Annotated in this window: 12 protein-coding genes; 11 read left to right on the forward strand and 1 reads right to left on the reverse strand. The window is 69.2% G+C overall.

The features are described from left to right. The first annotated feature begins 15 nt into the window (after window positions 1-15). From E0H75_RS42310 to E0H75_RS42360, 11 genes are all read left to right on the forward strand, one after another. Complete coding sequence (locus E0H75_RS42310; protein WP_131519382.1) at window positions 16-666, forward strand: DUF6668 family protein; 651 nt, start codon at window positions 16-18, stop codon at window positions 664-666. Further along, window positions 663-968, forward strand: coding sequence for a conjugal transfer protein TrbC (locus E0H75_RS42315; RefSeq protein WP_202873458.1), 306 nt, complete (start codon window positions 663-665; stop codon window positions 966-968). The genes E0H75_RS42310 and E0H75_RS42315 overlap by 4 nt, the downstream gene beginning before the upstream one ends. After that, entirely contained in the window at window positions 968-1750 is a 783-nt protein-coding gene (locus tag E0H75_RS42320; RefSeq protein ID WP_131519383.1) for a DUF8175 domain-containg protein, read from the forward strand. The genes E0H75_RS42315 and E0H75_RS42320 overlap by 1 nt, the downstream gene beginning before the upstream one ends. Then, window positions 1735-3159 carry a TrbL/VirB6 family protein gene (locus tag E0H75_RS42325; RefSeq protein ID WP_131519384.1) on the forward strand — a complete coding sequence of 475 codons (1425 nt, stop codon included), beginning with the start codon at window positions 1735-1737 and terminating at the stop codon, window positions 3157-3159. The genes E0H75_RS42320 and E0H75_RS42325 overlap by 16 nt, the downstream gene beginning before the upstream one ends. Next, window positions 3143-4642, forward strand: coding sequence for an SCO6880 family protein (locus tag E0H75_RS42330; RefSeq protein WP_202873459.1), 1500 nt, complete (start codon window positions 3143-3145; stop codon window positions 4640-4642). Before E0H75_RS42325 ends, E0H75_RS42330 begins: the two co-directional genes overlap by 17 nt. Next, window positions 4639-6237 carry an ATP/GTP-binding protein gene (locus tag E0H75_RS42335; RefSeq protein ID WP_131519385.1) on the forward strand — a complete coding sequence of 533 codons (1599 nt, stop codon included), beginning with the start codon at window positions 4639-4641 and terminating at the stop codon, window positions 6235-6237. The genes E0H75_RS42330 and E0H75_RS42335 overlap by 4 nt, the downstream gene beginning before the upstream one ends. Window positions 6238-6240: 3 nt before the next feature. Next, window positions 6241-8007 (forward strand): type IV secretory system conjugative DNA transfer family protein, encoded by a 1767-nt coding sequence (locus tag E0H75_RS42340; protein ID WP_238163597.1) that lies wholly within the window; start codon window positions 6241-6243, stop codon window positions 8005-8007. Next, entirely contained in the window at window positions 8004-8543 is a 540-nt protein-coding gene (locus E0H75_RS42345; protein WP_238163598.1) for a DUF4913 domain-containing protein, read from the forward strand. The genes E0H75_RS42340 and E0H75_RS42345 overlap by 4 nt, the downstream gene beginning before the upstream one ends. Window positions 8544-9425: 882 nt before the next feature. Beyond that, complete coding sequence (locus E0H75_RS42350; protein WP_131519386.1) at window positions 9426-10349, forward strand: helix-turn-helix domain-containing protein; 924 nt, start codon at window positions 9426-9428, stop codon at window positions 10347-10349. Between the two features lie 3 nt (window positions 10350-10352). Continuing rightward, window positions 10353-11111: a GAF and ANTAR domain-containing protein gene (locus E0H75_RS42355; protein ID WP_131519387.1), complete on the forward strand. Its 759-nt coding sequence runs from the start codon at window positions 10353-10355 to the stop codon at window positions 11109-11111. A gap of 184 nt (window positions 11112-11295) precedes the next feature. Next, window positions 11296-12105, forward strand: coding sequence for a hypothetical protein (locus E0H75_RS42360; RefSeq protein WP_131519388.1), 810 nt, complete (start codon window positions 11296-11298; stop codon window positions 12103-12105). A gap of 296 nt (window positions 12106-12401) precedes the next feature. Here E0H75_RS42360 and E0H75_RS42365 read toward each other — a convergent pair whose 3' ends face one another. After that, entirely contained in the window at window positions 12402-13013 is a 612-nt protein-coding gene (locus E0H75_RS42365; protein ID WP_131519389.1) for a hypothetical protein, read from the reverse strand. Window positions 13014-13225 lie beyond the last annotated feature (212 nt).

The following is a 13225-nucleotide window of genomic DNA, read 5'->3' on the forward strand; positions in this document are numbered from 1 at the left end:
GTGATTGAGGAGTCGATGACCGAACCGGGTCACAACCCCTGGCTGGATCCAGGGGAGAACGTCGCCCCGCAGCCTGAGGTAGCGCGACCGCGGATGGTCTCCACCGGACCGACGCAGCCGCATCCTGGGCTGCAGGCGCAGCTGAGCGGCCTAGCCGTCTCGGCGCCCTCGCCTACCCCGACGCAGCCGGAACCACCGTCACCTGGCGTGTGGATCGTCGGCGTCCACGGCGGGGCGGGGGAGTCCACAGTTTCCGAGCTCAGCCCCCACTTCCGTGAAGCACATCACCGGTGGCCGCAGCCGCCGTCGTACGGCAGCGTGCTGTGCCTGATGGTGGCCCGCACCAATGCGGCCGGCCTGCACAACTCCCGGGCCGCGGCCCGGGAGTGGGCCGCCGGTGCGCAGCCGCACGTCGTCCTGCTCGGCCTGGTGCTCATCCCTGACGCGCCTGGCCGGCTCCCGAAGGAGCTCGCCCGCCAGGTCACGTTGACCAGCGGGGGAGTGCCGCGGGTGTGGCAGCTGCCCTGGGTCGATGACTGGCGCCTGCATGCCCCCGGCTACACCGCGCTGGACACCACCGATCTGCCCCGCCCGGTGAAGAAGTTGCTCGTCGACCTGGACGAGTTGACCTCGCTCAACATCTCGAAGGAGAACCCCTCGCTATGAGTGCGTTGCTCGCTCTGCACGAGGCCATCGGGCATCTTGCCCCGCTGGCCGATCCACCTGCCCCGATCCCGAGCGTCGGATCCGGCGCCCCGCCCGGGGGAGCGAAGCTGTCCACGATCCTCGGCTGGGCAGCGTGGATCGCGACCGGACTGTGCCTTCTGGGGATCTTCATCGTGGCCGGGACGATGGCCGTGGCGCACCGCCGCGGTGGTGCCGGTGAGCACGCCGCAGGCCTCGGATGGGTCCTGGTCGCGTGTGTCCTGATCGGTTCGGCCAGCACGCTGGTCGGGATCCTGGTCTGATGTCGTCGAGGATCACTCCGCCCGGCGCCGACAACGACTCGACCTCGAGGCGCCGCTGGACTCTCGTCCTGGCCGGCCTCGTCCTGGTCGTCGTCGTGGTCGGCGCGATCCTTCTCCTGGTCAACCGCGACGACCAACCCGAAGCGACCCCGCCACCTTCACAGCCCACCGACACGACGTCGACGTCGACGCCCACCGAGCAGCCGTCGGCCACGACCAGCGGCCCGCAGACGTGCGACCTACCGGCTGGCAGCCAGACGATCCCGTCGACGCCGATCCACGGCGCAAACTGGGACCTAGTCAATCGGTACGCCGTGCCCTCCGCGGAGAAGTTCGGGCCTCAGATCACCGACCCGGACAGCCTGCGGCGGTGCTTCGCGCACTCGCCCGTCGGCTCGGTCTTCGCTGCGTACAACTTCTTCGCGGCGATGTCGCCCCCCGACGACCCGACCGGCGCGAAGACGTTCCCGATCCTGCGCCGGATCATGACCACTGGCCCTGACCTCGACAGCTACATCCAGTTGTTGAAGAACATGGACGACACCGGCAGTGGCGGCGGAGGCGTTCAGCTCGTCGGCTTCAAGGTCCTCGACGCCACCACCGACCGTGTCACGATGCTGCTTGCGGCGGAGGCCAACGGAGGCTACGCCTCGTCGACCTGGACCCTGGTGTGGCAGGGGGACGACTGGAAGGTCGTCGCGCCCCAGCCAGGTGAGAAGGCCGGCGACCCGTACACCACGCTGCAGGACCTGACCGGGTTCGTGCCGTGGCGGGGCGCCTGATGCTCCCGCTGATCCCGAGCCCGGGGGACTGGGCCAGTAACCAGGCGAGCCAAATCGCAGCGAACTGGCTAGTTGACCTGGCTGGCAAGACCGGGCAGTCCGCGCAGGTGTTCATCGAGAAGTCAGCAACGTTCTGGGTCACCGGCATCAAGACGCCGCAGCTGACGACGGCGACGTCGCAGGACGCCTATGCGCCGGCCAGCACAGTCGGGTATCTGTGGTCGCACCTGCATTGGTACGTGTCGGCGCTGGCGATCTTCTCGATCATTTTCGCGGCCGGGAAGATGGCCTGGCAGCGCAACGGCGCACCCGCCCGTGAGCTGCTGCAGTCGATCCTGACCCTGGTGGTTGTGTCGGGAGCCGGGGTCGCGGCGATCTCGCTGCTGACCACGGCCGGCGATGAGACCGCGTCGTACATCCTCAAGGACGCGACGAAGACACCGGACGGTCAGCCGACGACGTTCCAGACCGCGTTCGGGGCCATGTTCAGCCAGCCGGCCGCGACCGCTCAGACCGCGGTGCTGCTGATCGTCTTGTACGGGCTGATCCTGATCAGCACGTTCGTTCAGATCGCGCTGCTGCTGGTCCGTGGCGGCATGCTGTTCCTGCTCGCCGGGGTGTTGCCGTTGGCGGCCGCGGCCACCAACACCGAGACCGGGCGGCAGTGGTTCCGCAAGTCGGTGGCCTGGGCGGTCGCGTTCATCCTGTACAAACCGGTCGCGGCGATCGTGTACGCGACGGCGTTCCAGCTGACCCGCGAAGGCTCCGCAGGCACAGCGTCGGGCGCGCTGGCTCCGGCGTCGGGCGACCAGGTGCTCAAGGTCGTCACCGGCCTGGTGATGTGTCTGCTCGCGGTGTTCGCGCTGCCGGCGTTGATGCGGTTCACCAGCCCGGCGGTCGCCGCCGTCGCCGGTGGCAGCGGCGGTGCCGTCGCCACGCTCGGTGGCGCGCTGGGGATGGGCGCCAAGGCCGCGATGGGCCGCTCGGCCGGTTCCAGCTCGAGCAGCGCCGGAGGCGGCCGTTCAGGTGGGTCCGGCGGCGGCCGCGGTGGCGGCGCGGAGTCGGCGACCGGCAGCAAGGCCGCTGGCAGTCGCCCGGCCGGATCCGGATCGAGTCAGGCTGCGGGCAAGACCGCGGCGAAGGGTGCTGGCGGTGGCCCGGCCGGGATGGTGGCGGCCGCCGTTGCCCAGGGCATCAAGACTGGCCCGAAGGCCGCCAACAGTGCGGTGAACAACTCCGGCGGCGACTCCAGTGCAGGCGCCTCGACCGCCAAGACAACCGCCTCGGGCGGCGGCTCGGGTGCGGCCCGGCCGGGCCCGCAGCAACCGGTCGCCGGTAGCACCGGCCGTGGCACCCCGCCGTCCAGCCCGTCGACGAAGGAAGGACCGTCCGGTGGCAAACGTAAGTAGCGTTCCTCGCACCTACGGCAACTGGCGCAAGCCGCTGTCGACCGGGCTGGGCAAGCTCGGCCTGCTCGGCACGATCGCGCTGTTGATGCTGTGTGTTGCCGTGGTGTTGGCCCAGCAGCTGGCCGGGCTGGTGTGGGCGATGCTGGTCGCCGCGATCGGCGGCGGCCTGCTGCTCGGCCTGATCCTGAAGGACAAGCACGACCTGTCGTCGGCGCAGCGCATCGGCCCGCGCCTGGGGTACCGGGTCGCTGCCCGGACCCGGGGGCGTCTGTACCGGTCGGGGCCGATCGGCAAGGCCGGCTGGGGCACTTATCAGCTGCCGGGGTTGCTTGCGTCGACCCGGCTGATCGAGGCTAAGGACTCCTACGACCGGCCGTTCGCGATTGTGTGCTGGCCGCGGCTCGGGCACTACGCGATCGTCATCGCCTGCGAGCCTGACGGCGCCGGTCAGGTCGACCAGGAGCAGGTCGATAACTGGGTCGCCGGCTGGAGCGCGTGGCTGACCAGCCTCGGCCACGAGGACGGCGTCATCGGTGCCTCGGTGACCGTCGAGACCGCCCCGGACACCGGGTATCGGCTCGGCGCCGAGGTCCGGCACAACGCGGCGCCGGACGCGCCCGCGGTGGCACGGCAGATGCTGGCCGAGGTCGTCGACTCCTACCCGCGTGGCGCGGCGCAGGTGAAGGCGTGGATCACTCTCACGTTCTCGGCGCAGACCCGCACCGGGCGCCGCGTCGACGCCGACGAGATGGCCCTCGAGCTCGGCACGAGGCTGCCGAACCTGACCCAGGGCCTGGCCTCTACCGGCGCCGGGCATGCCCGGCCGGCGGCCGCGCAGGAGCTGTGCGAGATCATCCGGACCGCGTATGACCCGGCCGCCGCGTCGATGATCGACGAAGCAAAAGCGACCGGTCAGCGCGCGAAACTGCGCTGGAGTGACGTCGGCCCGGCCGGCCACCAGGCGTTCTGGGACAAGTACCGCCACGACGGCGCGTGGTCGGTGTCGTGGGCAATGACCATGGCGCCGCGCGGCGAGGTCTACGAGACCGTGCTGCAGCCACTGCTCGCGCCACACAAGGCGATCGACCGCAAACGCGTCACAGTCCTCTACAAGGTCCTCGACCCGGGGTTGGCGGCCCGGATCGTCGAGGCCGATATCCGTGCGAGCACGTTTCGGGTGAACTCGACCGACCGGCCGTCGGCGCGGCTGCAGAACGACCAGGCGGCCGCGGAGAAGACCGCGCAGGAAGAGGCGCGCGGCGCCGGCCTGGTCGACTTCGGGCTCCTGGTCACCGCGACCGTCACCGACCCGGCCGCGCTGCCGGACGCGGTCGCCGCGGTCGACCGGCTCGGGTCGCAGTCGCGGCTGCTGCTGCGCCCGGTCTACGGGTCGCAGGACTCGGCATTCGCGGCCGCGCTCCCGCTCGGCATCGTCCCGGAGTCGCACCTGATGGTCCCCGACTCGATCCGCGGGGCGCTGTGAGCATCTGGCGCCGCAGCAGCGCGGCGCGCACCGGCCAGCTGGACCTGGTCGCGAAGCCGCCGCGCCGCCCGCTCGATCCCGGCGGCCGCGGCTGGGCCGCGCCCGGCGCCGGGGCGGCGACCTACGTGCAGGCGCCGCCGCGGTGGCGCGGCACCTCGATCCAGGTGTGCGGTCTGTGGCCGTTCGCGGTCGGGTCCGGAGCGCCGATGATCGGCGTCCCGCTCGGGCGCAGCCTGGTGTCCGACGCGACGATCTGCTGCGACCCGATCAGCTGGTTCATGCGCGCCAAACTGATCCTCAACCCCTCGGCCACGATCCTCGGCAAACCCGGCCTCGGGAAGTCGACCGTCGTACGCCGCATGGTGCTCGGCCTGGCCGGGTTCGGTGTCCAGCCCCTCATCCTCGGCGACCTGAAACCCGACTACCGCGACCTGATCGACGCCCTCGGCGGCCAGGTCATCGACCTCGCACCCGGCCGCGGCTACCTCAACGTCCTCGACCCCGGCGAAGCGATGGCCGCCGCCGACCGACTCACCGGATCGCAGCGCACCTGGCTGATCTCCGACGCGCGTCAGCGCCGCGCCAACACCGTCTCCGGGCTCATCACCATCCTGCGCGCCGGCACGCCGCCCACCGACCGCGAAGAGTCGGTGATCGGCCGCGCGATGGAGATCCTCGACGACCGCCACCACGGCGTACCGATCCTGCGCGACCTGCTGCAGGTCGTGAAGGACGCACCCGAAGATGTCCGCGCTGCCGCCCTCGACCGCGGCGACCTCGCCAAGTACCGCGACCTCACCGAAGGCCTCGAAGCCACTTTGACCAGCCTCGCCGAGGGCACCTCCAAACTCGGCTCGATCTTCTCCCGCCAGACCTCGCAGCCGATGCGCCGCGACAGCCCGGTCGCGTTCGACCTGTCCGGCATCGACGACGGCCAGCTCGACCTGCAGGCCGCCGCCTTGTTGGCGTGCTGGTCGAACGGGTTCGCCACCGTCAACGTCTCCCAGGTCCTGGCCGACGCCGGCCTCGAACCCCGCCGCAACTACTTCGTCGTCCTCGACGAACTGTGGCGCGCGCTGCGGTCGGGGCGCGGGATCGTGGACCGGATCGACGCCCTGACCCGGCTCAACCGGCAACGCGGCGTCGGCCAGGTGATGGTGTCCCACACCATGTCCGACCTGCTCGCGCTGCCGGCCGAGGAGGACCGGATGAAGGCCAAGGGCTTCGTCGAGCGCTCCGGCATGGTGATCTGCGGCGGACTGCCCCGCTCCGAGATGGAGCAGCTGAACGAGGTCGTGAAGCTGACCGAGGCCGAGATCGACATGATCACCTCCTGGCAGGACCCGGCCGCCTGGTCGGCCAACGAGGACGGCGAAGGCGACCCGCCCGGCCTGGGCAACTTCTTGATCAAGGTCGGCGGCCGCACCGGGATCCCGATCCACGTCGATCTCACCCCGGTCGAACGCGCCCTCAACGACACCAACAAACGGTGGCGCGACGCCGACGCCGTCGCCGAGCTCACCGACGAGCTGGCCGAGACGCTGTCCGAAGAGACCGGCGACGACCAAGCCGCCGACCTCGAGGAGGTGCACTGAGCGGTGGTGCAGCGCGAACGCGAACCGAACAGCCTGCTCGCACCACAAAATCTCGCCGTCGTACTCCTCGTCGGGATCGTGTTCGTCGCCGGCGCGATCGCGTGGGGAGCACTGAAACTCGGCATGGCCTGGGCCGGTACGACGGCCGACGTACCGACCAACCCGCTCAACCTGCTCCTGGAGCTCGCCGCCGGCGACATCGCCTGGCCGCGGCAAGCCACCTATTCCGCCGGAATCATCGGCGCAGTCGTCACCCTGGCCGCGACCACCGTCGTGGTCGCGGTAACCCGGGCGCGGCGCCGCCGGACCCGGGTCGATGCCGCTGCACGCCACCTCGGCCGCGGCCGCGACATCGAACCGACCTCACGGGCCGCGGTCACGGCCACCGCGCAGCGCCTCGGCGTCATCGCCGACACCCCCGGGGTGTTCCTCGGCCGAACCGTCGCCTCCAACGCCGACGTGTACGGCTCGTACGAGGACATGCTGATCGAGATCGCCGGCCCCCGGACCGGAAAGACCACCTCGCGCGCCGTACCGGCCATCGCCGACGCCCCCGGCCCGGTGATCGTCACCTCGAACAAGCGCGACATCCTCGACGCCACCCGCGGCCTGCGCGAAGCAGGCGACCACGGCAAGGACGGGGTCTGGGTGTTCGACCCCCAACAGGTCGCCGCCGAGCAACCGACCTGGTGGTGGAACCCGCTGTCGTACGTCGTCGACGACGACACCGCCCGCGAACTCGCCCAGCACTTCGCGTTCGCCTCCCGCGAGACCGGCGCCCGCGCCGACGCCTACTTCGACGGCGCCGGCCTCCAGCTGCTCGCCGGGCTCCTCCTCGCGGCCGCACGCGGCGTGCAACCGGTCGGTCGGGTGTACTCCTGGCTCACCGACGTCAACAACACCCAACCGGAGAACCTGCTGCGCGAGCACGGCGATGTCGCGATGGCCGAGACCGTCGAAGCCGTCCGCGCGGCGCCGGACAAGCAGCGCGGCGGCGTGTTCGGCACCGCCCAGCAGATGGCCGGCTGCCTCGGCTCCAGCCGTGTCGCCGCGTGGGTCAATCCCGGGCCCACCCCGCGCCCGGAGTTCATCCCGCACCAGTTCGTACGCCGCGGCGGCACCCTCTACAGCCTCTCCAGGGAAGGTGCCGGGAACGCCGGGCCGCTGGTCACCGCGCTCACCGTTGCCGTCGTCAAGGCCGCCGAGGACTACGCCACCACCTGCCCCGGCGGGCGGCTCCCGGTCCCGATGATCGGCGTCCTCGACGAGGCCGCGAACGTCTGCCGGTGGAAAGACCTCCCCGACCTGTACAGCCACTACGGGTCCCGCGGGATCGTGCTGCTGACGATCCTGCAGTCCTGGGCCCAGGGCGTGGACTGCTGGGGCGAACGCGGCATGGAGAAACTGTGGTCCGCGTCCAACCGGCGCATCTACGGCGGCGGCGTCTCCGACGCCGCGTTCCTCGACCGGCTCAGCAAACTCATCGGCGACCGCGAGCTGCTCCGCGCCTCAACGTCGACGTCCAAGCAGGGCACGTCGGTCAACCGGCAGCTGCAGCGCGAACAGATCCTCGACGTCGCCGAGCTCGCCGCCCTCCCCGCCGGCCGCGCGATCGTGTTCTCGTCCGGGTCCCGTGCGACCCTGATCAGGTCCATCCCCTGGATGGAGCGCCCGTACGCCGACAGGATCCGCGCCTCCCTCGCACGCTTCGACCCCGGCACACGGACCGACATCGCCCCAACCGCCATGCCGCTGCAGGAGCCCTCGTGACGTTGCCCGACACCGAGTGGGACGACGACCCGCAACCAACCGCGGCCGAGACGCCAGTCGACCCGGCGATGCTCGCGGCCGCGCGCCAGGCTCTCCGCGAGCTCCAGGCCGAGCAGCTCGAGGAGCAGGCCGCGGCAGCCGGCGACGCACTCGAAGCCGAGGCCTCCGCCGAGACGGAGCCGCGGCTGTACTTCGAGAAGCTGCCCGACTTCGTCGACCAGTTCCTCACCAAGGCCTACCGCCGCGAAATCCCCGCCAGGTCCACCTGGTGCGCCGAATGGTGGAAACACCCCGAAGCGGTGCTCCGGCTGTCCGCGCTCTGGCGCGCGTGGGAAGCACTCCGCCTCGAACCCGGCACCGGGATGAGCGTGTGGTGGCGCGACCACGCCGACCCCCACATGGCCCGGCTCCTCGACACCAACGGCCCGTTCAAGGGCTGCACCCGCGACCAGCACCAGCAAAACGGCAAGCTCGAACCGCTGCCCTTCGACACCCCGCCGCCGGAGCTGTACGACCCGCTCACGTACGCCGGTTGAGAGGACGCGGTCCGACGAGGCGCCGCACGACGACCGTCATTTGCGTAGGGGGCGACTGCCGGTTTCCACAGACCACCTACCGGACTGGTCCATTGGTACAGAAGTGCGCCGGGTGTCGCAGCTCGGCCAGCACACCCAAGGTGAATTGTTGCCTCCAGCAACGAGGCCAGGCATGACCGGTCCGATAACGACCGTATAACGGAGTGTCACGCTCCGTGACAAGGAGCGCTGTGCGTGACGGGAGGTTGGTGTTAAGCACGTATACGCTTTGGTACAGACGTTGGTACACGGCGATGAGCTCAATCGCCTCTTGACCTGCTGATTCTCGCAAATCTCTGTCCGAGGGAGTCCGTCAGTTCTACTCCGTACTGCCGGACAGATGCGGTCTTCACTTTGACCAATGGTGGTAACTGGTAGTCAACTGCAGACAGCGGCTGACGTGTCGAACCATACAGCCAGCGAGCGAGTCTCCCGAGCGACCGGCCATCTGGAGTGTCATCGTCTCGGGTTTGAAGCCGGGCCCCTGTTGCACCAGAGGCCCGGCTTTTGCTTGTCCGACGGTGCATCTCTGTCCGGTGGCCGTGAGGGGGGAACTTGCGATCGTGACGGTGACCAGCCGTAGGCTTCTTCTTCGGCAGGTAGTTACATCGTTCGGATTCAGTGGGTGCAACCACCCGGACGGCAGCTCCCGGCCAGACACTCCACGCTCCGCCGTCGGCGGAGAAGACCAAGACCGGTGGCCGGTCGCTCGCTCGAAAGGGGCACACCAGTGCTCGCTGTACCCGAAATGCAGCTGAAGGTCGGGGCCGACTTGGTGGTGGCCGGTGCCTTCGTATCCCTGGGCGCTGCCGCGATCGCTGGCGATCGCGGCAAGGCGGTCTGATGCCGCGCAAGGAGAAGGACCTCGACCCGGACGGCGGGCCGGTCGTCTGGTTCGCCGCTCGGCTGCGCCAGCAGCGCACGCGCGCCCGGCTCACCTACCGTGAGCTCGCCGCCCGTACGCCGTACTCGCACGCGCACATGGTGCGTGCGGCGAGCGGAGACGTGCTGGCCAGTTGGCTCGTCGTACGGGCGTACCTGGTCGCGTGCGGGGTCACCCATCCACCGGTACTCCGGCTCTGGGAGCAGCTGTGGATCGCCACGAACGACGCCATACGGGCCGACGCCGGCGATCCCGGGGTCGACCTCGCCAGTGCGCTGCACCACATCACCACCCCGAAGGGTTTCGGTGACCACCTGCGGGCCTTCAGCAACCGGAAGAAGCGTCACACGCTCCGTGCGCTTGAGCAGGTGACCGGCGTCCCGCGCAGCACGCTCGCGGACTGGTTCTCCGGCCGGCGAGTCCCGAGTGTGGGCCGGCTCTATCAGTTCGCCGGATCGCTCGACGCGACGCAGAAGGAGCAGGACGAGCTACGCCAGGTCCGCGACCGTCTCGACGCTGACCAGAAGTCGGCGACCGCCCTGGAGAACTTCACCCTGCAGGTGATGGCCGGGTCGACCGCTGACGCGTATGCCCGGCTCCACGTCGCACGCGCACTGCTTGGCGCCGGCGAACAGCGCCTGCACAACGACGGTGAGCTCAGTACGTGGAAGGAGACGGTACGGCCGAGCCGGTCCGTACTGAGCAAGCAGGGGTCCGGCAAGACGATGACGGCGATGTGGCAGATCCAGGCTGACCTCCTAGCTGAGGCCGAACGCCGTACGACCAACAACCGGGGCCTCGAACCCGGCAAGCTGCTCCAGACTCTGGACGAGCTCGAGCTCCCCACTGTCCCGACGCCGACGACAGAATTCCCGCAGGAGTAAGGCATGGTGACCACGGACGAACACGACGGCAAGGAGTACCAGCGCCTTGTCGAACGCTTCCTCGCGTTGTCGTACAAGCTGTACGACACACCAGGCTTCGAAGAGACCTGCACGGTGCTGTTGCACATGGCCCGCGAGGTGATCGGTAGCCGGCACGCCGGCCTGCTCGTTCACATACGGTCGAACCGTCAGGTGGGACTGGAACTGATGGACCCCGGGGACGACCTGGTTAAGCAGGTGCAGCTTGACGAGCTGCAGTTGGGTGAGGGGCCGGGCTGGACGGCGGACAGTGGTGAGGAGTTCGTCCTGGTTCCGGACGTGGCGTCCGACAGTCCATGGCCATCTTGGGCCGCCAAGGCAACCGAGCTCGGGATCGGCAGTGCCCTCGCTCTCCGGCTACCGCGTCCACAGGACCCGGACCGTCCGCGGCCTTGGGGACCGCTCGGCGTCCTCGAGTTCTTCCACCCTGAGCCGAACGCGTTCGGGCAGCGCGCCCGGGAAGCGGCTCCGCTCCTGATCGGGCACGCGTCCGTTGCTTTGGCCGCCAGCCGGCACGAGGAGAGCATGGCGCAGGCAGTCGACGCGCGGAAGCTCATCGGCATGGCGATGGGCCGACTGATCGAGCGCTACGGGATCGATGGGGATGCGGCGTTCCAGATCCTCAAGAAATACTCGCAGGACAACAACATCAAGCTGCGTACCGTCGCCGCGATGGTCGTGACCGGCGAGCCACCGTTCGCCCCAACACCCACCGTGAAGTGATCGCCCCGCCGCTGTCTCCCGGTATAGTCGGTCTCTGCACGGGGAGACAGCTCGATGCCTCGCGGCGTTCAGAAAATGTGCGCGCGGGAGCCCGAATCGTGCTGTCCGGGACAATACGGCGATCACTGAGCACGATCACGATCCTCGTCCACGCAGATCGGGCCTGCAGGACACGAGGTCTGTCGTGACAAGTGCTGGCTCTCCCAAGCCCTCCCGCTTCCCGAAGCGGCTCTTCCTGTGGATCCCGCTCGCCGGTGTTGCGGCGGCTGTGGGGTACTGGCTCCAGATCAAGGCCGACGACGCCCAGGGCCAGATCGACTGGTGGATCCTGGACGTCTCCACCAAGGGCCTGCTGGCGGGGATCGGTGCCGGTCTCACTTTCCTATCGGTGGTTGGCCTCGCGTTGGTCGCGGCGTACGAAACCGCGGCCGCCGAAAGGGTGCGGGCGGCGATCACGGCTCAGCAGCAGCGCCAGTTGGAGCTGAGCCAGGCGGTGTTGCGCCCCCTGGTCGATGCGGTCAACTCGGCCACGCACCTCCGCGCGAACTCCCCCCAGCGAAGGCACCTGCCCGGCGAAACTCGAACCGCCGTCCTGGCCGTACTGTGCAAGCTCGCAACCGGAGCCGCCGAACCAGTAGCCCGCTACTACGAGCTGACTAGGGACGGTGGGGGCAAACGGGTCCTTCAGCCGGTGAAATGCTGGGGAGGCGATGCTGGCCACGTCCTGAAGGAGGGCGACCCGATCGCCGCGCCCGCCTTCGACGCCCTCGACAAGTCCGAGGCCAAGTACTGGGTCGCCGGCGACCCAGAGGCTCCCACCACCGGCTGGAGCGAGGCCAACATCATCGTGCCGGTCGCCGGCTCCCGGCCGTACGGCGTACTCACCGTCGAGTCGAGCGACACCGACGCGTTCCTCCTCCAGGACGTAAACACCGCAGCCCTGATCGGGCAGCTCTACGCCGCTACTCTCGGTGCCCTCCCACCAGGATCCTGACGAACATGGAGATCAGCGTCGGGACGGCGTCGAACATGATGCTCGAGACGCTCCGGAGGCGTGAGACGAGACGGTCAGCGTCCTCCGCTGCCTCTCCTCGAACCTCGTCACGCACGTTCGACAGATAGCCATCCGGATCGCGAACTAGGGCTTCGAGACTCGCGCCCTGGGTGGGTACCGGAACTCGCCTCACGGCAACCACCTCCATCTCGGCACAGTCAAGAGTTGCATGCTGCCCACATAATCGCCATGACGACGGCCACGCCGATATCCGGCGTGGCGTCACTTTCCGCTGGTCACACCGAAGACGGGTTTTCCGGCTTCGGTGCGTTCGCGCCTGGATCGGCGGGGTGATCCGCGGATGCACCGTGCGCTCGGCGCCGCTGATCGTCTTGCCAGCGGATCTCCATGTTGGTTTCCTCGGCACGATCGGCGAGGTACTGGGCGAAACCGGGACTCTGCTTCAGGTAGTCCACCAGGGTCCCGTCGGTAACAGTCAGGTTGTTCCACAGGTCGTCGGGTCCGGGTTGCAGGTTGATCGACTTCAGCCGCCGGGCGATCTGCTCGGCGGCGGCGACGACGTCGTCCGGATCGGCCGACGTTGCGGCTGCCTCGCCGGCGGCGCCCGCGGCTGCCTCCGCTCCCCCGACCGCTCCAAGGGCGTAGGACCGTGGATCGATCTCGTTGTCGCCCACCTTGACCCGTGGAACCTGGCCGGTCAGCGCGACCACGGCGAAGAAGATCCCGGACGCCCAGGCCGCTGCCGTACCAACCTCGTTGTCGGTCATGAAGATGGCCACTGCGCCAATGCTGCCGCTGATCACCGAGCCCAGCGTTGCCGCGACCGACGCCCAGGTAGAGAGCTGGCGAGTCGGGCGCCGCCATGCGGAAGATCTCTTGAACGCCATGCGTATCAGTGTGGTGCGGGCAGAGGGTCTGGTCGGGTACGACGTTTGCGCAGGTCACACCGGAAACGGGTTTTCGGGCTCCGGTGCCCGGGCGCGCCGGTGGTGGCTCTCATCGCGCCGACGGCATTGGCCCTTGCCACGACTGGACGACGCGGGGTCCTCGAACTCCCCGCGAATTGCAGAGCCACGACAACAACTCGGTACGTCGGGCT

The sequence above is a fragment of the Kribbella capetownensis genome (genome assembly GCF_004331485.1).
GTDB lineage: Bacteria > Actinomycetota > Actinomycetes > Propionibacteriales > Kribbellaceae > Kribbella > Kribbella capetownensis.

What these genes read in the sequence shown, in the direction of transcription:
- E0H75_RS42310 (WP_131519382.1), top strand. Translation starts at nt 16, where the DNA reads ATGACCGAACCGGGTCACAACCCCTGGCTGGATCCAGGGGAGAACGTC.
- E0H75_RS42315 (WP_202873458.1), top strand. Translation starts at nt 663, where the DNA reads ATGAGTGCGTTGCTCGCTCTGCACGAGGCCATCGGGCATCTTGCCCCG.
- E0H75_RS42320 (WP_131519383.1), top strand. Translation starts at nt 968, where the DNA reads ATGTCGTCGAGGATCACTCCGCCCGGCGCCGACAACGACTCGACCTCG.
- E0H75_RS42350 (WP_131519386.1), top strand. Translation starts at nt 9,426, where the DNA reads ATGCCGCGCAAGGAGAAGGACCTCGACCCGGACGGCGGGCCGGTCGTC.
- E0H75_RS42355 (WP_131519387.1), top strand. Translation starts at nt 10,353, where the DNA reads ATGGTGACCACGGACGAACACGACGGCAAGGAGTACCAGCGCCTTGTC.
- E0H75_RS42365 (WP_131519389.1), bottom strand. Translation starts at nt 13,013, where the DNA reads ATGGCGTTCAAGAGATCTTCCGCATGGCGGCGCCCGACTCGCCAGCTC.